Genomic DNA, 19,748 nt, shown 5'->3' on the forward strand with positions numbered 1-19,748 from the left:
CAAAACGCTCGGCTGGAAAACCCCAGCCGAGCGTTTACGTGATTTACTACTAACCACCTAACCAGCAGGTGTTGCAACGACCCCTAGAAACCGCCTGGGGTGCCGGACCGTCGTCGTACGTCTTGCGGAAGTGCGGGCGGTTAGCCGCGAAGGCCCGCAAACACATTCTTGGGCCGCTGCATCTCCCCGTGCTTGGCGCCCAGGACCACGACGAGTCCGGCGAACGCGGGGATGGCCCACTGCAGCATCTTGAGCTGCTGCTGGGCGGCCTTCAGTTCATCGGAGGCTTCCGGGCGAGGCTCGGTAGCGCCCTCGGCACCCTCAGCCGCAAGTTTTTCCACCTTCTTGCCGAGGATGCCGGAGTACAGCGTCACGGCTGCGCCGACCACCGTCACCGCCGTCTTGATCACCGTATCCCTGGCCACGCCGTCCTGCTTCGCGATGCGCTCCTTGTTCTCCCACGCGATGGCAAGGTCCGCCACCAGGTGGGAGGCAAATGCCGCCGTCTGGAACGGTGCCCACTTCATCCAGCCGGCGCTGGAGAGGCGGGTGCGCTCGGAGGGGTCCTTGGCCTCCGCTGTTGCCCCGTTCAGGCCGATGGCACCCATCAGGGATCCACCGAACCATGCTGCTGCCGTCAGGTCGTGGACTGACCGGGCAATGAGGTTTCCTGCCATGATGTGCATTCCTAACGTTGATCTGGTCGAGATGCCGCGCCTGCGGACTTCATTTATTGCGTCCCATCAAGGTCATGGTCCGCCTATGGTAAGCACACTTACTAATGTTACGAAAGCCCGTCTTACCCGGGCAGACCGCGTAATATCTTCGGCATGGGAACTACAGGAAGTTTGTTCGGCTGGGCCTTCGGAGACCCCGCGCGTGGAGATGACGACAGCTACGTGGACGGGCTTCAGCGCGAAGCATTCGGGAACGCGCGGGACACCGCAAAAGCCAAGGGTGTGGCAGTGGTGGCAGGCTCCGAGGTCTTTACGGTGTTGAGCGCGGACGATTCCCTGGTGGAGCTGGACAACGCCCCCGGAAAGCTCGTGGTCCGGTGCACCGTTCACGTCGAGGGACCCGGCGCGGAAAAGATACGTGCCGAAGGGCCCATGAACGGCTGACCCGTGTCGGACAGCGAATCCACCATCAGCCAGGCCGCGGACGCCGTCGAGGAAGCCTCCAACCATCCCGCCCTGGACGTCCTCGCCCGGACAGGGTTTGCCGTGATGGCGCTGCTGCATGTCATCATCGGGGCCATTGCCGTCGCAGTGGCTTTCGGGCAGCCCGGAGAGGCGGAACCCACCGGTGCCATTGAACAGCTGGCCGCCAACGCGTGGGGCCCGGCGGTGATGTGGGCTTGTGTCGTGTCCTGCTTCGGCCTGGGATTATGGCAGGCAAGCGAAGCCACCCTGCGAGCCCGCCGCCTGCCCCGCAAGGAACGGGTGTCCAAGCTGATCTCGTCAGGCTTCCTTGCGATCGCCTATAGCAGCGTCGGCTTCAGCTTCGCCGGTTTCGCCGTCGGACTGCGGGGTGATTCCAGCGAGAGCACACGGGACTTCAGCGCCTCGCTCATGGCCACACCCCTGGGTCTGTGGACATTGGTGGCGCTGGGCCTGACCATCATCGGGATCGGCATCTACTTTGTGTTCAAGGGCGTCCGGCGGGGGTTCAAGGAGGAGCTCTTCCACTTTGACGGCACCCGGCGCGGCCGGCTTATCGATACCCTCGGAGTCACAGGCCACGTCTCCAAGGGTGCAGCACTGAACCTCACAGGCCTGCTCTTCGTCATTGCCGCCGCCAAGCACAGCCCGGAGGAATCCACCGGCCTCGACGGCGGGCTCAAAGCGCTCCGAGACCACCCCTTCGGCCCGTATCTGCTGGTGGCCATCGGGGCAGGCTTCATCGCCTACGGAATTTTCGCCCTGGTCCGGTCGAGGTTCGGGCGCATGTAGTTCCACCTTTTGTGGGTAGGAAGGAAGCATGACGCATTTCGTGAGGGAGCAACCAGCCAGCGGCGGAAAGGCGCGGGACGTGATCCCGGGTGTCACGGAGCCAGCGGGCCGGGCCTTTTCTGCCCTGTTCCGGCTCCTCAAGGTAGTCCGCCCCGACCGGCCGATCCACCCCAAAGGCATTGGCCTGGCCGGCGTATTGACCCGGACCGGGAGCTCCGCGGAGCCAAGCGGCCTGGATTGGCTCGACTCCGCAGGCATCGACACGGTCGCAGCACGGTTTTCGCGTTCCGTCGGGTTGCCTGGAGGGCTCCCGGACATCCTGGGGCTGGCACTGCGGGTTACGCCGTCCCGTGGAGTTCCTCCGGGACGGGCGGACGACGCCGGCCCGGCGGATGTGCTGTTTGCCTCCACCGGCTGGCAGGTCCCCGGGAGGTTCCTGCTCCAGCCCCGGCTGGACGTCACCTCAGCCACCTTTACAACGCTGATGCCCTACCGCGGCCGGAAGGGCCCCGTCTTGGTGGGGCTTCGGACCAAGAGCCTGCCGGCGGGGTCCGTCACATCAGGCGATTGGATACTCGGGCTGTACTGGGCCAGGCCTGCCGGGCAGTGGCGGCAGTGCGGGGAGCTGCGGCTGCAGGCTGCACCGGAACCGGCTGACACTCCCCTGCGCTTCAATCCCCTCGAGAACCAGCCGCCGGGCGCAGGGACCTACGCCTGGACCCGCCGCCTGCGGGAGCGCTCCTACCGGGCGGCGCAGCAGCCCGCACCGGCCGACGTCGCGCATTCTGCCGCCGCTCTGTCCCGTGCTGACAACCGCACCAGCCCAGCCACCCCAGGAAGGAACACCATGTCCACCGTGTCCCAGCTGTTCAACACCCCTGCCGCCGACGTCTGGCGGGTCATTGCCGATGGCTGGCTGTACTCCGGCTGGGTGGTGGGAGCCTCCCGGATCCGCGCCGTGGACGACGCATGGCCGCAGGTGGGAACCCGCCTTCATCATTCTGTGGGCGCCTGGCCGCTGGTCATCAACGACAGCACCCGGGTGACCGCCGCCGAACCCGGAAAGTCCCTGGAGCTGGTGGCGCGCGGCTGGCCGATGGGTGAGGCCAAGGTGGTGATCACGCTTCAGGACCAGGGCGGCCAATGCCTTGTAACCATCGCTGAGGACGCCATCCGCGGTCCCGGCAGGAAGGTGCCCAAGATGATGCGCGACCCGATGATCACGGTGCGGAACCGCGAGACGCTCAAGCGCCTGGAGCTGATGGCTGTGGGCGGGGCCGGGAAGTAGCCCCGTCGGGTTAACCAGGACCGCGCTTAAACCAAAGCGGTCCCTGCGCGCCACACCCTTCCGGATGGGCGCACAGGGACCGCGTTTGCAGCAGTGCCTTAGACCTGCGCGGCTACTCCGTCGCGGGAGATTGCCACCATGTCCTCGCGCGGCACCACCTTGACGCGCTCACGCTTGACCTCGACGCCGTTTGAACCGCCGGCCTCCGTGGCAGCTGCCCCGAGGGCGAGCTCGTGGGCGTCCAGCGCCAGCCAGCCTTCCCAGCTGGTGAACTCCACTCCGCGGGCATCGAGGAGGTCCACCACGGCCTCCGCCTCGGGAACGGCTGCGACCGGCAGGTTCTCGCGGTCTTCCAGCAGGTAGGTGACGGTCTCGAGGGCGTCGCCCTTGGTGTGGCCGATCAGGCCCACGGGTCCGCGCTTGATCCAGCCTGTGGCGTAGATGCCCGGCACATGCTGGCCGTCGGCGTCCAGCACGCGGCCGCCGTCGTTCGTCACCACGCCCTTCTTGTGGTCGAACTCAACGTCCGGCAGGGCCGAACCGAAGTAGCCGATGGCGCGGTACACGGCCTGGACCGGGTAGTCCACGAACTCGCCGGTGCCGCGGGCGTTGCCCGTGCCGTCCAGCTCGGTGCGCTCGAACTTGATGCCGGCAACCTTGCCCGGAGCCTCGGCGTCGTCGTAGATCTCCACGGGGCTGTGCAGGAAGTGCAGGTGCAGGCGGCGGGAGGCCTTCAGCTCGGAGACGTCCTCGGGCTGCTCGGCGATCCAGTTGGTGAGGGTGCCCACCATGGTTTTGGTCTGGTTGTTCGTCTGGATCTGGCGGTCGGATTCCTCGTCGAACTCGAAGTCCTCCGGGTACAGGATGATGTCCACGTCCTTGGAGTGGGACAGCTCTCGCAGCTCCAGCGGGGTGAACTTGACCTGGGCCGGGCCGCGGCGGCCGAAGACGTGCACGTCCGTCACCGGCGAAGCCTTCAAGCCTGCGTACACGTTGTCCGGAATCTCGGAGACCAGCAAGTCATCGGCGTGCTTGGACAGGACACGGGCCACGTCCAGGGCCACGTTGCCGTTGCCGAGCACGGCGATTTCCGTGGCTTCCAGGGGCCACTCGCGCGGCACGTCCGGGTGGCCGTCGTACCAGGAGACGAAGTCCGCACCGCCGTAGGAGCCGTCCAGCTCGATGCCGGGGATGTTCAGGTCCGCGTCCTTGATGGCACCGGTGGCAAAGATGACGGCGTCGTAGTGGGTGCGGAGATCCTCGATGGTGAGGTCGGTTCCGTAGTCCACATTGCCGAAGAAGCGGATGTCGCCCCGGTCCAGGACCTTGTGCAGGGCGTTGACGATGCCCTTGATGCGGGGGTGGTCCGGGGCCACGCCGTAGCGGATCAGGCCGTAGGGTGCCGGGTAGCGGTCAAAGAGGTCGATGCTCACGGTCAGCTCGCCGCTTTTGACGGCTTCGCTCTTGGTGAGGATGTCCGCGGCGTAGACGCCTGCCGGGCCGGAGCCCACGACGGCGACGCGCAGCGGACGTTCGGCAGAACCTACGGTGGTGCTTGATGACACGGCTGTGTTCCTTTTCTTCGATCCGTCCCAACCAGGTAGCAGCAGTTGTCGTTTTGAAGGCTCATAACGACAACTATTGCGAGCTAGTTGGGTGGGGGCTAGGTGGTGAGGACGCGGGGCTTGTCCGGGGTGGGGGCTAGGTGGTGAGGACGGTCTTGCGGGGGCTGTTCGGGGTGATGGTGCTGTAGTCAGCGGTTTTGAAGTGCGCCGGCGCGAACGGGCTGACGCGCACCACGTCACCAATGACAATCACTGCGGGATTTGCGACGCCGGCGGCTTCCGCCTGGTCCGCGATGGAACCGAGGGTGCCAATGGTGACGCGCTGGTTCGGCAAATAGCCGTTTTCCACAATACCAACCGGGGTGTCCCCGGGCAGACCGGCTTTGCCCAGGGCGGACGCCGATTCACGCAGCTGGCCGACGCCCATCAGCAGTACAACGGTGTGGTCCGGGCGGGCAGGAACTTCGGACAGTTCCTCGTGCCCGGTCACCACGCTGAAACCTTTGGCGAGGCCGCGGTGCGTGACGGGAATACCGGCTGCGGCGGGAACGGAGATCGCGGATGTGACGCCGGAGACCACTTCAACCTCGACGCCGTGCTGCCGGCAGTACTCGGCTTCCTCGCCGCCGCGGCCCAGGACGTAGGGGTCGCCGCCCTTGAGCCGGACTACGCGGTGGCCGTTGAGGGCCTCCTCGACGAGGATGCGGTTGATCTCTGACTGCGGGACGGGGTGGTGGCCAGGGGTCTTTCCGACCTCGATCACTCGGACGTCGGGGGCCAGTTCGTGAAGGAGTTCGCGGGGGCCAAGCCGGTCTGCGACCACGACGTCGGCCTGGCCCAGGAGCCGGCGGCCGCGGACGGTAATGAGGCCGGTGTCGCCGGGCCCGCCACCCACGAGGGCAACAGTGCCGCGGTGGGCGCGGCGCCGGCGCAATGGCAGGTCGCCTGTTTCGAGTGCGGTGGCAACGGCGTCGCGGACGGCCATGGCGCGGCGCGGGTCTCCCCCGGCGTTCACGGCGATCTTGATGTCGTCCACCTCGGCGACAGCGGGGGTCCAGGCGGCGGAGGCTTCGTGGTCGGAGGCGTTGACGCACCAGATGCGCTGCGCCTCGGCGTCGGCGGAGACCTGGGCGTCCACGGCGGAATGGCCGGTGGCCGTCTGCACGAACCAGACGCCGTCGACGTCGGACGAAGAGTAGGTGCGCGGCTCCCAGGTGAGGAGGCCGGCGTCGGCCAGTTCCTTGAGCGCGTCAGAGGCAGCCGGAGCCACAACGGTGACCTGCGCGCCGGCGTCGAGCAGTCCCCTGGCGCGGCGTGCAGCCACAGGGCCGCCGCCCACCACCAGCACGGGGCGGCCCAATAACCGCAGTGCTGTGGGGTAAATATCCTGAATTGCCATGAATCAACGGTAGGGCCGCGTCACAATGGCCCCCAAAGGCCGAGCAACACCAGTTCACGTAAGGTAACGCTGCGTCACACAAAACCGTTCACTGCAGGCCTGCCGGGACCGGGTCTGCCGTCTTGCCGGCGCCGAACCCCTGACCGGAAGGGGCCCTGCCGGAATGCGTGGCTTTTGAGCCTGGCGGTGGACCTCACCCGCGGAATTCCGGGGCCCCAGCAGAGCCGGCCGCCCATAAGTTACGCATAATGCTCGCCGGGCACAGCAAAGCCCGACGGCGGGAGTCGCCGTCGGGCTGTACTGGGGGTTGTGTGCGGGGCCGGCTTAGGACGTGGCCGGCTTAGCGGGTGCTGCCGGAAAGGAGGCCGCGGCTGCGCAGGAGGCGCTTCTCAATTGGCGCGAACACCAGCAGTTCGATCAGGATGCCAACGGCGAGGATCAGCAGGATCGCCGCCATCACCACCGACATGTCGGACAGCTGCCTGCCCTGGTCCAGCAACGAGCCCAGGCCGAAGCCGATGGTGCCGCCCACGGCGATGATTTCCGCGGCCATCAGGGAGCGCCAGGAGAAGGCCCAGCCCTGCTTGAGACCGCTGAGGTAGCCGGGAAGTGCTGCGGGAAGGATGATCTGCAGCGCCATCTGGAGCCGGTTGGCACCCAGGACCGTGCCCACCCGCCGGTACTGCGGGGGGATCTGGTCCACGCCGGAGATGAGCCCGTTGATGATGGACGGGATGGCGCCCATAAAGATCACGAAGTACACGGTGGCGTCGGTAAGTCCGAACCAGATGATGGCAGCCGGTACCCAGGCCACGGACGGCAGGACCTGCAGGCCGGAGATCAGTGGACCGAATGCCCGGCGGAGCGGAGCCACCTGGGCCAGCAGCAGGCCTACCGGCGTGGCGATGGCCACGCTGATGACGAACCCGACCAGCCCCCGCTGCATGGAGGTCCAGACGGATTCCTGAAGCTTTCCCTCGTTCCAGAGCACACCCATCTGGGCCGCAACGTCCAGGGGGCCGGGCACCAGGTCGCGGCGCTTGACCCCGAGGGAGACGTAGAACTGCCAGATCAGGACCAAAACCACCAGGGCAGCGATGGGCAGGAGCACCCGGCTCCAGTCGACCCGGTGTTTACGGTCGGCGTCGGATTGAAGCGAGTCCAGGCCGGATTCGAGTTCGCGCAGGTCCTCGCGCCCGGTGGACGACCTCGTCAACGCCGCATGGACGTGCTGGGTTTCGACAGGCTCAACCGCCGGATCGGACAGGGACTTACTTGGCATGGCGGCGAATCTCCTCACGCAGCCGGGCGGTAATGACCCCGGTCAGCTGGCCGGCAAGGCCGGCGTCGGTTCGGTGTTCCTCGGTGACTGCCCATTCCTGGACAACTCGGCCGGGACGGGAGGACAGCAGGAGGACACGCTGGCCGAGACGCACTGCCTCGCGGACGTTGTGGGTCACGAAGACAATGGTGCGCCCGGTTTCCTTCCAGATGCGTTCCAGCTCGTCGTGCAGCAGGTCGCGGGTGATGGCGTCCAGGGCGGCAAACGGCTCGTCCATGAGGAGCAGCTGCCGGTCCTGCGCCAGCGACCGGGCCAGCGAGACGCGCTGGCGCATGCCGCCGGACAACTCGTGCGGGCGCTTGTCCCCCGCGGTACCCAGGTGCACCAGCTCGAGGAGCTCCTGCGCCTTTGCCTTGCGCTCAGTTTTGCCCACGCCCCGCAGTTTGAGCGCCAGCTCGATGTTTTCCCGGGCCGTGAGCCAGGGGAACAGGGCGGCGTCCTGGAACATAAAGGCGGCGCCATCGCTGGGCACTTCGAGCGCGCCCGACGTCGGCGCCTCGAGTCCCGCCATGATGTTCAGCAGGGTGGATTTGCCGCAGCCGGAGGCACCGAGGAGGGCAACGAACTCGCCCTGACCGATGTTGGCGTTGACGTCGTCCAGTACCGGGGCGCCGTCGCCGAAGCGCTTGCCCAGGTTTTCCAGTACGACTGGCATGGTGCCGTCCTTACGTAGGTGGGTGGAGGGGATCAGTTTTCGCCGAGGCCGGCGGCTGGGATTGGCTCCGTGCCGCCGCCGTTCTCTGCGAGGACGCTGTTCAGCGCGCGGAGGTCGAAGAGGCCGTTGAGTTCGGCCTGCTTGGTGGTGCCGGCCTCCACTCCGTCCTGCAGCAGCCGGGGGTAGCTTCCGGCGAGCGGGTCAAGGGTGAAAGTGATGTTGGCCAGGGACCGCGCGAGGACGTCATCCGCCAGGGCTGCTCCTGCTGATTCCTGCAGCGCCGAGTTGATGACGGAGGCTTTCTGCCCGGCGGGAGCTTCGTTCAACCAGGCCACCGACTTGGCGTGGCCCGCCAGGAGCGCCTTCACGGTGTCCGGGTGCTCTGCCGCGAACTTCTGGTTCACGATCAGGACGGTGGTGGGGAACTCACCCGGTTTGCCGGTGCCGGTTCCGTCCCACAAGTCCTTTTCATCCACCAGCACCTTCGCCCCGGCCTGGAGTACCAGCCTGGAAGCCCACGGCTCGGGCAGCCACGCGCCGTCGAGCTTGCCGTCCTGGAACAGCTTCAGGGTCTGGGCGTTCTCGGTGGGGTTGATGGCGACGTCGCCGCTGCCGTCAACGTTGGTTTTGTACCCCTGGTCCGAAAGCCAGGAGCGGAGGGCAACGTCCTGCGTGCCGCCGAGCTGCGGCGAGGCGAGGGTGTTGCCCTTGAGGTCGGCTGCGGAGTTGATTTCCGGCTTGACCACCAGCTGGGCGCCGCCGGCAGCAGCCCCGGCCACGATTTTAACGGACTCGCCCTGGCTTTTCACAAAGGAGTTAATGGCCGGGTTGGGGCCGATGTAGGCAGCATCAATAGCGCCGGCGTTCAAAGCCTCGATGGCGGCAGGTCCGGCGTTGAAGGTTTCGGTGCTGAGAGCGGTGCTGCCCAACGCTTCAGCCAGGAAGCCTTCCTTGATGCCCACCAGTGCGGGAGCATGCGTGACGTTGCCGAAATAGCCCAGCTTCAGGTCCGCAGCGGGGGTGGGCTCCACAGCCTGGGCTTCAGTGTTGCGCGAAACAGTGGATGCCACCACGGCGCCCACCACGATCAACAGGACCAGCCCCACGGCCAGGGCAGCCTCGATGGCACGCTTGCGCTTGGGGACCGCGCTTTCGCCTGCCACGATGCGGGTCATCCCGGGCTTGGAACTAGTCATTGTTTCACCATAGGGAGTGGCCCATAGCCGTTCAATGAAGCGGAAACGGGGGGTCACGCGGGTTCATTTGGCGTCATATTCCGACGCTGGCGTCCCACCACTTGGTAGCCGCGGATTCCCTGCCCCGGAGATTCGAGTACTGACTACTCGTGCCTCAGCAACGGCCGGCCCGTAGCGTCCATTAGTAGTCCTGCTGGGAGGGTGACAGGTGTTTTGACCTTCAGGGGCACGTCATGGGTGTGGGGTTTTGCGGGCGGTGGTCACGCCGCTGGCCTGCGCCCCGGCCAGGGGCTTGCCCTGGAGGGGAACGGTGACCCTGGGCGACGGCTACGCGCCCCTCCTGGATCCCGCCGTGCTGGTGAGGTTGCGCGAGGAACTCGACGACGACGAGGGAGTCTGGAAAGTATTCGTGCAGAACTTCATCACGCAGCTGCCCGAACGGAACGAGCGGCTGCGGCAGACCCTGACCACCGGGGACCTCAAAGGAGCGATTGATGCGGTCCTCAGCCTCAAAACCTCCTGCCAGATGGTGGGGGCGGAGCGGCTGGCGTGGCTGGCCATAGGCCTGGAGCAAGCCATTCGCAACGTCGCCGATGACGCTGGCGCGGCTGTCGCACTGCCTCAACTGGCGGCGGCCCACCTTCGGCGGATCAAGCAGTGCAGCCGGCAGACCACTTACCTCCTGCAGGCAGCACTGAGGCAGAAACCTTAGCTCGGCTAACGCGCGCTTGACGCTGGTGCCTGGGTGGCGATGCAGCCCGTCAGTTGCCCTTGACGTTGATCAACTGCCGCAGCTTGTGCCGTACCGCAACGAGGTCCGCGGCGTCCTGCATCACCTGGTCAATCGACTTGTAGGCAGCCGGGATCTCGTCGATAAAAGCCTCTGACGCCCGGAACTCGATGCCCCGCATGGCCTTCTTCAGCTCCTCGAGGGAGAACGTTTTGCGGGCCGCGTTGCGGGAGTACTCCCGGCCTGCCCCGTGCGGCGAAGAGTTCAGGGATGCGGGGTTGCCGCGTCCCACCACCACGTACGACGCCGTCCCCATGGAACCGGGAATGAGTCCGGGATCGCCCGGCGCGGCTTTGATGGCACCCTTGCGCGAAACCCAGAGGGACTTGCCGTAGTGCGTCTCCTGCTGCGTGAAGTTGTGGTGGCAGTTGATCCGCTCCCGTTCGTGCACGGGCCCGCCCACCCAATGGCCGAACTGCGCGCTGACCCGGTCCATCATTTCCTCCCGGTTCAGCAGCGCAAAGTGCTGGGCCCAGCGCAGCTCCGCGATGTACCGGTCGAACTGGGGGGTGCCCTCGTCGAGATAGGCAAGGTCCGGGTGCGGCAGCCGGACCTGGTTCTTCCGTGACACGTGCTGGGCGACGCCGATATGGTGCTGGGCAATCTTGTTACCGACCCCGCGCGAGCCCGAGTGCAGGAACAGCCAGACATCGTCGTTTTCGTCGGCGCAGACCTCGATGAAGTGGTTGCCCGAGCCTAAGGAACCCAGCTGCAGCTCCCATTTCGCCACGTACTGGGCCGGGTTCAAACCTGCCTTTGCCGCCAGTTGCTTCAGCTCTGCGATCCGTGGCTCAGCCGTGGGCAGCACTTTTTTATTGTTGTGCCCGGCGGACAGCGGAACCACGCGTTCGATGTCTTCGCGGAGCCGCTTCCGGTCCTTTGGCAGGTCCTTGAGCGCGTACTGGGTGCGGACGGCAATCATGCCGCAGCCGATGTCCACGCCCACCGCCGCCGGGATGATTGCGTGCAGTGTGGGGATGACGGAGCCAACGGTGGCGCCCTTGCCGAGGTGGGCGTCGGGCATCAGCGCCAGATGCGGGTAGATAAACGGCAACCCGGCAGTCATCACGGCCTGTTCCCGCGTCTGGGGATCCAGGATCGAAGCCCAGTTGAGCAGCTTGCTGTTGATGGTTTCCATGTGCCGCCTCCTGCATGCGGATGAGGAACTTGGCTCCAAGGCTAACCCGCCCCATTGCCAAGAGACGCAACGATGGTAAAGGTTCAGACCGAGATCCTCATCAACACTGGCGCTTAAACAGCCGATTCGACGGTTCCCTGCAAGGGCGACGTTGGGAAACGTCGAACCCGCAGGGAACCGTCGAATCGGGCAGAACGAGGTTCGGGCGGACCTAGATCGAGTAGCGCTCATCCTCGTGGTCGCCCGGGTGGTCCTTGACCAGGCCCGCGGCCAGCGTGTTGCCGTCCAGCGGGTCGATCACCAGGAATGCGCCGGTCCGGCGGTGATGCAGGTAGTTCTCAAGCGGCAGCGGCGCCGCTAGCCGGAGCTGCGCGTGGCCGATGTCATTCAGTTCCAGCGTTGACGCCGGTTCCAGCTTGAACGTGGCCAGGTCCAGCTTGCCGCCGACGTTGCGCACCAGCGCCTGGACGGTACGAGTGCCGTGCTTGACCAGTACCTTGGCGCCCTCGCGCAGCGGCTTCGGGGACAGCCAGCAGAGCGACGCATACAGGTCCGCCGAGGCTTCGCGGACGGTCCCGGCGGCGGCGATGGTGTCACCGCGCGCAACGTCGAATTCCTCGGCCAGGCGGATAGCCACGGACTGCGGCGCGGCGGCTTCCTCCAGCGAGGCGCCGGCAAAGTCGATGCCCACCACAGTGGTGGTGCGGGGGTCCTGGCCGGGGGTCAGGACAGAAACCTTGTCCCCCACCTTGACCGAGCCTTCGGTGATCTGGCCGGCATACGCGCGGTAGTCACGGTAGGCCTCCATGTCCAGGCCGGCGGCGACGGCGTCGGGTGCCAGGGCGCCCTGCGGCCGGATGACCAGCTGCACCGGGAACCGGAAGCTCTCCAGGTGGCTTTCCAGTTCGTCGGCGGCCGGCAGGGTCTCGAGGACCTCCAGCAGCGCGGGGCCGGTGTACCAGGGGGTGCGCTCCGAGCGCTCCACCACGTTGTCGCCGTCGAGCGCAGATACGGGAACGACGAGCAGGTCAGTGATGCCGTCCGAACCCAAGCCCAGCTCGCGGCCCACCTGCTGCACGTCGGCTTCGATTTCACGGAACACGGACTCGCTGAAGTCCACCAGGTCAATCTTGTTGACGGCCACAATCACGTGCGCCACGCGCAGCAGCTGCAGCACGGACAGGTGCCGGCGGGTCTGCTCCAGCACCCCCTTGCGGGCGTCAATGAGTACGACGACGGCATCCGCGGTGGACGCGCCGGTCACCGTGTTCTTGGTGTACTGAACGTGCCCGGGGCAGTCGGCCAGGATGAAGCTGCGGCGGTCGGTGGCGAAGTAGCGGTAGGCAACATCGATGGTGATGCCTTGTTCGCGCTCGGCGCGCAGCCCGTCGGTCAGCAGGGCGAGGTCGATGCCGCCCTTGTCCCCGCCGAAGCCGCGGTCCGCGGAGGTGCGGGCAACGGCGTCGAGCGTGTCAGCCAGGATGGCCTTGGAATCGTGAAGGAGGCGGCCCACCAAAGTGGACTTGCCGTCGTCGACCGATCCTGCGGTGGCGAAGCGGAACAGCGTCCCCACCGGCTCCCTAACCTCGCTTCGCTCGGCCAGGGAACCCTGCCGGCGTGGGCCCGCAGTGGATGCCGTGATTGAAGTGGTCATTAGAAATACCCGTCCTTCTTGCGGTCTTCCATGGCTGCCTCGGAGATGCGGTCATCTGCACGGGTGGCGCCACGTTCGGTCAGGGTGGAGGCAGCGACTTCAACCACGACGTCGGACACGGTGTACGCGTCGGACTCGACGGCGCCGGTGCAGGACATGTCCCCCACGGTGCGGTAGCGGACGGTCTTCGTGATGACGTCTTCATGGGGCAGCGGCTGGGAAACTTCGCCCACCGCGCGCCACATGCCGTCGCGGGCGAAGACTTCGCGTTCGTGGGCGTAGTACAGGCCCGGCAGTTCGATGTTCTCGCGTTCGATGTAGCGCCAGATGTCCAGCTCGGTCCAGTTGCTGATGGGGAACGCACGGACGTGCTGGCCCACGGTGTGGCGGCCGTTGTACAGGTTCCACAGCTCGGGGCGCTGGTTGCGCGGATCCCACTGGCCGAACTCGTCGCGCAGGCTCAGGATGCGCTCCTTGGCGCGGGCCTTGTCCTCGTCGCGGCGGCCGCCGCCGAAGACGGCGTCGAACTTGTTCTGCTGGATGGCGTCCAGCAGCGGGACGGTCTGCAGCGGGTTGCGGGTGCCGTCCGCGCGCTCGGCGAGCTCACCGCGGTCGATGAATTCCTGCACGGAGCCGACCACGAGCTTCAGCCCGAGCCGCTCGACAGTCCGGTCGCGGAAGTCGATGACCTCCGGGAAATTGTGTCCGGTATCCACGTGCAGCACCGGGAACGGAACCTTGCCCGGCCAGAACGCCTTGGTGGCCAGGTGCAGCATCACCACGGAGTCCTTGCCGCCTGAGAACAGCAGCGCGGGCTTCTCGAACTCGGCCACAACTTCGCGGATGATGTGGATCGCCTCGGACTCGAGGGTGTCCAGGCTGGAGAGGCGCGTGGATACGGCAGCTTCGGTCACCTGGCTGGTCTCCTCAGTTAGGAAAGTGCTCATACGTGTAGTCCGCATTCTGTCTTGTCGGAGCCTGCCCAGCGGCCGGCGCGGGGGTCGTCGCCCGGTGCCACCTTCCGGGTGCAGGGCTGGCAGCCAATGGAGGGGTAACCCTGGGAAAGCAGCGGGTTGACGGGCAGGAGGTTGTCGTCGGAGTACTGGACCAGCTGGTCGAACGTCCACGCAGCCACCGGGTTTACCTTGACCAGGCCATTGGCCTCGTCCCAGGTGACCAGCGGGGTGTTGGTGCGGGTGGGGGCCTCATCGCGGCGCACGCCGGTGAACCACACTTCGTAGCCGGAGAGGGTGCGGCGCAGCGGGGCCACCTTGCGGAGGGCGCAGCACTGGGCGGCGTCGCGGGCAAAAAGGTCCTTGCCCAGGAGCCGGTCCTGCTGTTCCACGGTGTTCTCCGGCAGCACGTCCACCACCTTGACGCGGAGGTTCGAGGCCACCTCGTCGCGCGTGGCGTAGGTTTCCGGGAAGTGGTAGCCGGTCTCCAGGAACAGGACGTCGACGCCGGGCAACTGGTCAGCGACCAGGGCCGGCAGGACGGCGTCGGCCATGGAACAGGCGACGGCGACCGCGGGCAGCTCGAAGTTGCGCTCCACCCAGGCGATCACGTCGCGGGCCGGTGCGTCCCAGCCGAGCTCGGCGGCGCCGGATTCGGCGAGGGCCTTGAGTTCGTCGTGCGAGCGGAGAACCGGGCCAGCGGCAGGCGATGCCGCCGCGACCGTCGCGTCCACCGTGGCTGAGGCGACGTCCGGCTCAACCACCGGGTTGATGCCGGCCGCGTGCTTGGGCCCACGGCCGCTGGGGTCCCCGGCCGAGCTTGCGAGGTTGGGGTGCGGCTGGGGACTCACTGGAGGGCCTCCTCGTCTGCTGCGTGGGCCCACTCGGCGAAGGTCTGGCCTTCGGCGCGCTGTGCCACGAAGGTGCGGACGACGCGCTCCACGTAGTCGGGCAGGTCATCGACGTAGACCTTGAGGCCGCGGACGGTGCGTCCCAGGCCTGCTTCCTCGCGTTCGTTGGACGCCAGCCCGCCGCCCAGGTGGACCTGGAAACCCGGGGAGGGGTCGCCGTCGGGCGTTGGCAGCATCATGCCCTTGAGGCCGATGTCCGCGGTCTGGATGCGGGCGCAGGAGTTGGGGCATCCGTTGATGTGCAGGGACAGTGCGTGCGGCAGTTCGCCGGAGGCGGCGAGGTCGCCCAGGCGGCGTTCCAGCTCGGCGACGGCGGTGGCGGCAGTGTGCTTCGTCTCCACAATGGCGAGCTTGCAGTACTCGATGCCGGTGCAGGCGATGGTGCCGCGGCGGAAGACGGACGGGCGTGCGGACAGGCCCAGTGCGTCCAGTTCGGCTACCAGCGGCTCCACTTGGTCCTTTTCGACATCCAGGACTACGAGCTTCTGGTGCGGGGTGGTGCGCAGGCGGTAGGAGCCGCGGGCCTCGAGGGTGTCCGCGAGCTTGACCAGCGCGGCGCCGGACAGGCGGCCGGCCAGCGGGGTGGCGCCGATGAAGAACTTGCCGTCCTTCTGCTCGTGCACGCCGATGTGGTCGCCGGGGGTGGTGGGTTTGGGCGCGGCCGGGCCGTCGGCCAGCTTGTAGCCCAGGTACTCGTCCTCGAGGATCTGGCGGAACTTCTCCGGACCCCAGTCGGCCATCAGGAATTTGAGGCGTGCCTTGGTGCGCATGCGGCGGTAGCCGTAGTCGCGGAAGATGCTGGTGACGCCGAGCCACACGTCCGCAGCTTCCTCGGGCTTCACAAAGGCGCCCAGCCGCTTGCCGAGCATCGGGTTGGTGGACAGCGCGCCGCCTGCCCAGAGGTCGTAGCCGATCCCCAGCTCGGGGTGGCGTACACCCACCAGGGCGAAGTCGTTGATCTCGTGGACCACGTCCTGGCTGGGGTGGCCGGTGATGGCGGTCTTGTACTTGCGCGGCAGGTTGGACAGCAGCGGGTTGCCGATGAACCGCTCCCCCAGCTCGGCGATGAGCGGGGTGGGGTCGATGATCTCGTCCTTGGCGATACCGGCCACTGGCGAGCCCAGGATGACGCGGGGGACGTCGCCGCAGGCCTCGGTGGTGGACAGGCCAACACCTTCCAGGCGGGTCCAGATCTCGGGGATGTCCTCCACCCGGATCCAGTGCAGCTGGATGTTCTGCCGGTCCGTGAGGTCGGCGGAGTCCCGTGCGAAGTCAACGGAGATCTGGCCGATAACGCGCAGCTGCTCGGTGGTGAGCGCGCCGCCGTCGATCCTCACCCGGAGCATAAAGTACTTGTCCTCGAGCTCGTGCGGCTCAAGCGTTGCGGTCTTGCCGCCGTCGATCCCGGGCTTGCGCTGGGTGTACAGGCCCCACCAGCGGAACCGCCCGTGCAGGTCCTGGCCGGGGATGGCGTCGAAGCCCTCTTTGGAGTAAATGGTTTCGATACGCTCGCGCACGTTCAGGCCGTCGTCTTCCTGTTTCCAGGTTTCGTTGGCGTTCAGGGGCGTTTTGCCGTCCACTTTCCACTGCCCGTGCGGCTTCGCGGCGGGTCGGTTGGCGGGGCGTGCGGGGCGCTTTGAAGCAGCGGTGTCCGCGGACGCTCCGGCTAGAGCTGTATCAGTCATGCATCGACTGTAGGTCCCGCCCGAATTGCGTCACAAAGGCCCGGAAACGTTGAGTCACCTAGGGAAATATTTCGTCACGAAACGCCGGACGGCCTTGAAGAAGCCACCCTCCTGTGCATCCGGAACCTGTTCCTCCGGGGCTCCGGCAGGCGCGTGGATGGGCGCTTCTGCGGGAGCTTCTGCTGCTGTCCCGGCTCCAGCTTCGGAGGCCTTCGCGACGGCGGCGTCGTACCGTTCCAGCGCAATCCCTGCCAGCACCGGCGACGGCAGCAGCGGTTGCGTCACGAGGTCGGCACCAGCTTTGGCAAGCTGGTCATGGAAGTAGCCCGGCGCCAGGAGGTAGGAGGCAATCACCACGCGCCCGCCGGAGTCGACAGCCCCGGCGGACTCCCCCGCCCCGGCACCTCCCTCGAGTTCCTCACGAAGCATCGTGACGGCGTCGGGCACGGACGGCTTGGCGGAGGCACCATAGGCGGCCACCATCCGGTTGGGCCGCAACGCCTGGAGCTGCCGCAGCAGTTCCTCGACGCTGACGGCGGCCTTGGGGTTGGACGAGCCGGCGGCCGCCAGGACGATCACGTCGTTGTCCGTTACGCCCGACTCACTGAGCCTCTGGTCCAGCAGCGCGGCGAGCCGCGGATCCGGCCCCAAGGGGGCGGCGGCTGAACTGCCCGGCCGGCTCTTCACCGCCCGGGCGATGTCCACCTTCACGTGGTAGCCCACGCTGAGCAGCAAAGGGACCACGACGGCGGACTCCCCCGCCGGCAGCCCCGCCACCACATCCACCAGGTCTGGCTGCTGGACGTCCACGTAGGCCTCGCGGACGTCGAGGCCGGGGCGGAGGGCAGCGATGGCGTCACGCAGCGCGTTGACCTCCGCGGCGCCCTGTGTGCTGGACGTCCCATGGGCGCAGGCGATCATGATGGGGCTGTTCATAGGGGCTAGCGTAACGTTGGAGCAGCCCTGTCCGCCCTCTTTGAAACTGCCGGGACGCTCCATGACATTCGCCTTTGACAACTCCCCCGTGTGGCTGGATCTGCTGGGCGTATTCTTCTTTGCCGTCTCGGGTTCGTTGCTCGCCGCGCGAAAGCAGATCGACATTGTAGGGTCCCTGCTCCTGGCTTCCCTGGTTGGCCTGGGGGGAGGCGTGATCCGCGACATCATCATTGCCGTCGTCCCCGCGGCCTTTACCAACCCTGCCTACCTGGTGCCGCCGTTGCTGGCCACGGTCCTGGTGTACTTCCTGTATTCCAGCGTGCAGCGCTACACGTCACTGCTGACCCTGTTCGACGCCGGAGGACTTGCCCTCTTCTGTATGACCGGCACCCTCAAGGCGCTGGCCACCGGCCTGAACCCGGTTGCGTCGGTGCTCCTGGGAGTGACCACGGCGGTGGGAGGCGGCCTGCTGCGGGACATCACTGCCAACGAGGTTCCACAGCTCTTCAATGCCAAGGACATCTACGCCCTGCCAGCCTTCCTGGGAGCGGCAATGACCGCTGTTTTCTGGGTCCTGGGCGTGTTCAACGTTTTCACGGCGGCAGTCATCGCGGCCGTGGTGTTCACCTTCCGGGTTCTGGCGTGGCGCCGCTCGTGGCAGGCCCCGCTCGCCGTTCGCGGGTGGCACCGGCGGGACATCGGGCCGGGGCTTTAAAGGCCGGTCCCGCGGCCCGTGCAGTGTCATTTTGAGGGGGCCGCGATTAGCTAGGATATGAACCATGACTGACATGTTCCTCGAGAAATTCCGCGCGCTTGTTCCAAAGTATCTCGAGGACGAATGGCAGGAAGAGGACGGGCTTGCCGCTGAGGAGCTGGACAAGGCCCTGGCCGACCACCAGTTCGAGATTCCCCTGGTGCTCCGCGAGTTCTACCTGGCCATCGGCGGCTGCGAAGACCTGATGGAGGCCTACCACTACTTCTGGGATCCCGATGAGCTCGAAGTCGATGACGAAGGCTTCCTGATGTTCCTCGAGGATGAAGAAGAGGAATACACCTGGGGCTTCCGTGTGGGAGACCTCGGCGTCCCGGACCCCATCGTGTACCGCCGCAACAACGCCCGCGCCCAGTGGAAGTCCGAAGAGGGCACGTTCTCCGAGTTCGTGTTCGACATGTTCGAGTGGGCCTTCGAGGACGACGAAGACTAGTTTCTTGCCGCCGGGGGTCCTGGCGGAGGCTCAAATGCGTAACTTACGGGACTGACTTAGCCTTAAGGCCCTGAGTCTGCGGGGCTTGACTGCTTAGCCGATGCCAAAGGTTACGCAAACAGATCAGCGACTCCGGCAGGACCACCAGGAATGCGCCTGCTTCGCCACACTTTCAGCACGGCCTGGACCTCTGCCACCATGGCCTCAGGCCTGTGCACAACGTCGTCGTAGTAGTAGCGCAATACCAGATAGCCACCGATGATGCTCCGGTTGTTCCGCCGCTGATCCTTCTTGACGGAGCGGGGCTCAAAATGGGTGGATCCGTCCGTTTCCACCACAAGGCATTCCTCCACAAGGAAGTCCACCTCGCCAACGCCAGGGATGTTTACGTGCCTCCGGACTCGCAGGCCGGCCCTCGCAAAGTGGACGTTGGCCAAAACCTCAAGCACGGAGTCGGCCCTGGGAATCACCAGATCCAAGACCGAGCGAACTTTGCCGTTCCGGCGCCCTTGGCATTTCGCGAAGAGGAACTCCAACGAAATGTTGCCGCTCCCGACCGCGGACTGCACCATAACAAGTGCTTCCAGTTCGGGCAGGCAGTGGAGGGCATGGAGCAGGACGTCTGCCAGGCCAACTACAGGCAGCCAAGCATGCCGAGGATGTTCCGGGCGGCCATGGTCCTTCAAACCAGCGGTCCTGGTGGGGTGGCTGCGGCAAACGTGGACGGATGTACCTCTCGTGAGAGTCCAAAGCCCGTACACCGGCGCCGCCGAGAGACACGTCAGCCTTCCGCCTGCAGCCACGGCGCTGACGAGGACACTCGCCTCTCCTGGCAGCCCGTACACGCCCCGCCGCACTTTGATCAGCATTCCGAGCGAAACTGCCTGCATGACAGTTGTCCGGGTGAAGCCCGCCCTTTTCAATTGGACTGCACGAACAACTCCGCCATGCCGCCTCAGGTAGTCAGTTATCTCTACCAGTTCAGGCTGTCGCTGGGCTCATTCTGTTCCTAGCTTCAGAAACAGCTATGTGGACAAATACATGGGCGGCCCATTCGTTGCACCTTGGGTGGGCCGGAT

The 19,748-nt window shown here is 66.3% G+C and carries 19 protein-coding genes and 1 pseudogene; 6 read left to right on the forward strand and 14 right to left on the reverse strand.

Features of this window, described 5'->3' with window-relative positions; translation table 11 throughout:
• Nucleotides 1-140: 140 nt before the first annotated feature.
• Nucleotides 141-677: a hypothetical protein gene (locus tag ACFVYC_RS21070; RefSeq protein WP_387553956.1), complete on the reverse strand. Its 537-nt coding sequence runs from the start codon at nucleotides 675-677 to the stop codon at nucleotides 141-143.
• A gap of 153 nt (nucleotides 678-830) precedes the next feature.
• On the opposite strand from ACFVYC_RS21070, the gene ACFVYC_RS21075 reads away from it, so the two are divergent.
• From ACFVYC_RS21075 to ACFVYC_RS21085, 3 genes are read left to right on the forward strand one after another with little or no spacing between them, the layout of a single operon-like run.
• Nucleotides 831-1,121 carry a hypothetical protein gene (locus ACFVYC_RS21075; RefSeq protein WP_387553958.1) on the forward strand — a complete coding sequence of 97 codons (291 nt, stop codon included), beginning with the start codon at nucleotides 831-833 and terminating at the stop codon, nucleotides 1,119-1,121.
• Nucleotides 1,122-1,124: 3 nt separating this feature from the next.
• Nucleotides 1,125-1,952, forward strand: coding sequence for a DUF1206 domain-containing protein (locus ACFVYC_RS21080; protein ID WP_387553960.1), 828 nt, complete (start codon nucleotides 1,125-1,127; stop codon nucleotides 1,950-1,952).
• Between the two features lie 28 nt (nucleotides 1,953-1,980).
• Complete coding sequence (locus ACFVYC_RS21085; RefSeq protein ID WP_387553962.1) at nucleotides 1,981-3,240, forward strand: SRPBCC family protein; 1,260 nt, start codon at nucleotides 1,981-1,983, stop codon at nucleotides 3,238-3,240.
• Between the two features lie 98 nt (nucleotides 3,241-3,338).
• Here the strand turns inward: ACFVYC_RS21085 and ACFVYC_RS21090 are convergent, their stop codons facing one another.
• From ACFVYC_RS21090 to ACFVYC_RS21110, 5 genes are all read right to left on the reverse strand, one after another.
• The gene (locus tag ACFVYC_RS21090; protein ID WP_387553964.1) at nucleotides 3,339-4,805 is read right to left on the reverse strand and encodes an FAD-dependent oxidoreductase; all 1,467 of its coding nucleotides are present in this window, start codon (nucleotides 4,803-4,805) and stop codon (nucleotides 3,339-3,341) included.
• Nucleotides 4,806-4,941: 136 nt separating this feature from the next.
• Nucleotides 4,942-6,204: a uroporphyrinogen-III C-methyltransferase gene (gene cobA / locus ACFVYC_RS21095; RefSeq protein ID WP_387553966.1), complete on the reverse strand. Its 1,263-nt coding sequence runs from the start codon at nucleotides 6,202-6,204 to the stop codon at nucleotides 4,942-4,944.
• 340 nt (nucleotides 6,205-6,544) lie between these two features.
• A complete protein-coding gene (locus ACFVYC_RS21100; RefSeq protein ID WP_387553968.1) occupies nucleotides 6,545-7,486 on the reverse strand; it encodes an ABC transporter permease in 942 nt (313 codons plus the stop codon).
• The gene (locus ACFVYC_RS21105; RefSeq protein ID WP_387553970.1) at nucleotides 7,476-8,201 is read right to left on the reverse strand and encodes an ABC transporter ATP-binding protein; all 726 of its coding nucleotides are present in this window, start codon (nucleotides 8,199-8,201) and stop codon (nucleotides 7,476-7,478) included. The genes ACFVYC_RS21100 and ACFVYC_RS21105 overlap by 11 nt, the downstream gene beginning before the upstream one ends.
• Nucleotides 8,202-8,233: 32 nt before the next feature.
• Nucleotides 8,234-9,376 (reverse strand): ABC transporter substrate-binding protein, encoded by a 1,143-nt coding sequence (locus ACFVYC_RS21110; protein ID WP_387554031.1) that lies wholly within the window; start codon nucleotides 9,374-9,376, stop codon nucleotides 8,234-8,236.
• Nucleotides 9,377-9,707: 331 nt separating this feature from the next.
• Between ACFVYC_RS21110 and ACFVYC_RS21115 the strand changes: the two genes are divergently transcribed.
• The gene (locus ACFVYC_RS21115; protein WP_387553972.1) at nucleotides 9,708-10,109 is read left to right on the forward strand and encodes an Hpt domain-containing protein; all 402 of its coding nucleotides are present in this window, start codon (nucleotides 9,708-9,710) and stop codon (nucleotides 10,107-10,109) included.
• A 49-nt stretch (nucleotides 10,110-10,158) separates the two neighbouring features.
• On the opposite strand, the gene ACFVYC_RS21120 is transcribed toward ACFVYC_RS21115, so the two are convergent.
• The 6 genes from ACFVYC_RS21120 to ACFVYC_RS21145 form a co-directional block, all read right to left on the reverse strand.
• Entirely contained in the window at nucleotides 10,159-11,325 is a 1,167-nt protein-coding gene (locus ACFVYC_RS21120; protein ID WP_387553974.1) for an RtcB family protein, read from the reverse strand.
• A 211-nt stretch (nucleotides 11,326-11,536) separates the two neighbouring features.
• Nucleotides 11,537-12,979 carry a sulfate adenylyltransferase subunit 1 gene (locus ACFVYC_RS21125; protein WP_387553976.1) on the reverse strand — a complete coding sequence of 481 codons (1,443 nt, stop codon included), beginning with the start codon at nucleotides 12,977-12,979 and terminating at the stop codon, nucleotides 11,537-11,539.
• Nucleotides 12,979-13,926 (reverse strand): sulfate adenylyltransferase subunit CysD, encoded by a 948-nt coding sequence (gene cysD / locus ACFVYC_RS21130; RefSeq protein ID WP_387553978.1) that lies wholly within the window; start codon nucleotides 13,924-13,926, stop codon nucleotides 12,979-12,981. Before cysD ends, ACFVYC_RS21125 begins: the two co-directional genes overlap by 1 nt.
• Complete coding sequence (locus ACFVYC_RS21135) at nucleotides 13,923-14,666, reverse strand: phosphoadenylyl-sulfate reductase (protein ID WP_387554033.1); 744 nt, start codon at nucleotides 14,664-14,666, stop codon at nucleotides 13,923-13,925. The genes cysD and ACFVYC_RS21135 overlap by 4 nt, the downstream gene beginning before the upstream one ends.
• A gap of 113 nt (nucleotides 14,667-14,779) precedes the next feature.
• Nucleotides 14,780-16,528: a nitrite/sulfite reductase gene (locus tag ACFVYC_RS21140; protein ID WP_387553980.1), complete on the reverse strand. Its 1,749-nt coding sequence runs from the start codon at nucleotides 16,526-16,528 to the stop codon at nucleotides 14,780-14,782.
• Between the two features lie 54 nt (nucleotides 16,529-16,582).
• Nucleotides 16,583-17,464: a sirohydrochlorin chelatase gene (locus ACFVYC_RS21145; protein ID WP_387553982.1), complete on the reverse strand. Its 882-nt coding sequence runs from the start codon at nucleotides 17,462-17,464 to the stop codon at nucleotides 16,583-16,585.
• Nucleotides 17,465-17,525: 61 nt separating this feature from the next.
• On the opposite strand from ACFVYC_RS21145, the gene ACFVYC_RS21150 reads away from it, so the two are divergent.
• Together ACFVYC_RS21150 and ACFVYC_RS21155 are read left to right on the forward strand one after the other, a co-directional pair.
• A complete protein-coding gene (locus tag ACFVYC_RS21150) occupies nucleotides 17,526-18,179 on the forward strand; it encodes a trimeric intracellular cation channel family protein (RefSeq protein WP_387553984.1) in 654 nt (217 codons plus the stop codon).
• A gap of 64 nt (nucleotides 18,180-18,243) precedes the next feature.
• Nucleotides 18,244-18,669: a hypothetical protein gene (locus ACFVYC_RS21155; protein WP_387553986.1), complete on the forward strand. Its 426-nt coding sequence runs from the start codon at nucleotides 18,244-18,246 to the stop codon at nucleotides 18,667-18,669.
• 110 nt (nucleotides 18,670-18,779) lie between these two features.
• On the opposite strand, the gene ACFVYC_RS21160 is transcribed toward ACFVYC_RS21155, so the two are convergent.
• A complete protein-coding gene (locus ACFVYC_RS21160) occupies nucleotides 18,780-19,355 on the reverse strand; it encodes an endonuclease domain-containing protein (protein WP_387553988.1) in 576 nt (191 codons plus the stop codon).
• Nucleotides 19,356-19,511: 156 nt separating this feature from the next.
• A pseudogene (locus ACFVYC_RS21165) lies at nucleotides 19,512-19,649 on the reverse strand (type IV toxin-antitoxin system AbiEi family antitoxin domain-containing protein); the annotation flags it as partial.
• Nucleotides 19,650-19,748: the final 99 nt, after the last annotated feature.

This window comes from Pseudarthrobacter sp. NPDC058329 (genome assembly GCF_042879835.1).
Lineage (GTDB): Bacteria > Actinomycetota > Actinomycetes > Actinomycetales > Micrococcaceae > Arthrobacter.

Bases quoted from the DNA above. Each gene is read 5' to 3' on its own strand.
- ACFVYC_RS21125 (WP_387553976.1), bottom strand. From the start codon at position 12,979: ATGACCACTTCAATCACGGCATCCACTGCGGGCCCACGCCGGCAGGGT.
- ACFVYC_RS21140 (WP_387553980.1), bottom strand. From the start codon at position 16,528: ATGACTGATACAGCTCTAGCCGGAGCGTCCGCGGACACCGCTGCTTCA.
- ACFVYC_RS21120 (WP_387553974.1), bottom strand. From the start codon at position 11,325: ATGGAAACCATCAACAGCAAGCTGCTCAACTGGGCTTCGATCCTGGAT.
- ACFVYC_RS21155 (WP_387553986.1), top strand. From the start codon at position 18,244: ATGACTGACATGTTCCTCGAGAAATTCCGCGCGCTTGTTCCAAAGTAT.
- cobA (WP_387553966.1), bottom strand. From the start codon at position 6,204: ATGGCAATTCAGGATATTTACCCCACAGCACTGCGGTTATTGGGCCGC.
- ACFVYC_RS21085 (WP_387553962.1), top strand. From the start codon at position 1,981: ATGACGCATTTCGTGAGGGAGCAACCAGCCAGCGGCGGAAAGGCGCGG.
- ACFVYC_RS21145 (WP_387553982.1), bottom strand. From the start codon at position 17,464: ATGAACAGCCCCATCATGATCGCCTGCGCCCATGGGACGTCCAGCACA.
- ACFVYC_RS21075 (WP_387553958.1), top strand. From the start codon at position 831: ATGGGAACTACAGGAAGTTTGTTCGGCTGGGCCTTCGGAGACCCCGCG.
- ACFVYC_RS21105 (WP_387553970.1), bottom strand. From the start codon at position 8,201: ATGCCAGTCGTACTGGAAAACCTGGGCAAGCGCTTCGGCGACGGCGCC.
- ACFVYC_RS21100 (WP_387553968.1), bottom strand. From the start codon at position 7,486: ATGCCAAGTAAGTCCCTGTCCGATCCGGCGGTTGAGCCTGTCGAAACC.
- ACFVYC_RS21070 (WP_387553956.1), bottom strand. From the start codon at position 677: ATGGCAGGAAACCTCATTGCCCGGTCAGTCCACGACCTGACGGCAGCA.
- ACFVYC_RS21110 (WP_387554031.1), bottom strand. From the start codon at position 9,376: ATGACCCGCATCGTGGCAGGCGAAAGCGCGGTCCCCAAGCGCAAGCGT.
- ACFVYC_RS21150 (WP_387553984.1), top strand. From the start codon at position 17,526: ATGACATTCGCCTTTGACAACTCCCCCGTGTGGCTGGATCTGCTGGGC.
- cysD (WP_387553978.1), bottom strand. From the start codon at position 13,926: ATGAGCACTTTCCTAACTGAGGAGACCAGCCAGGTGACCGAAGCTGCC.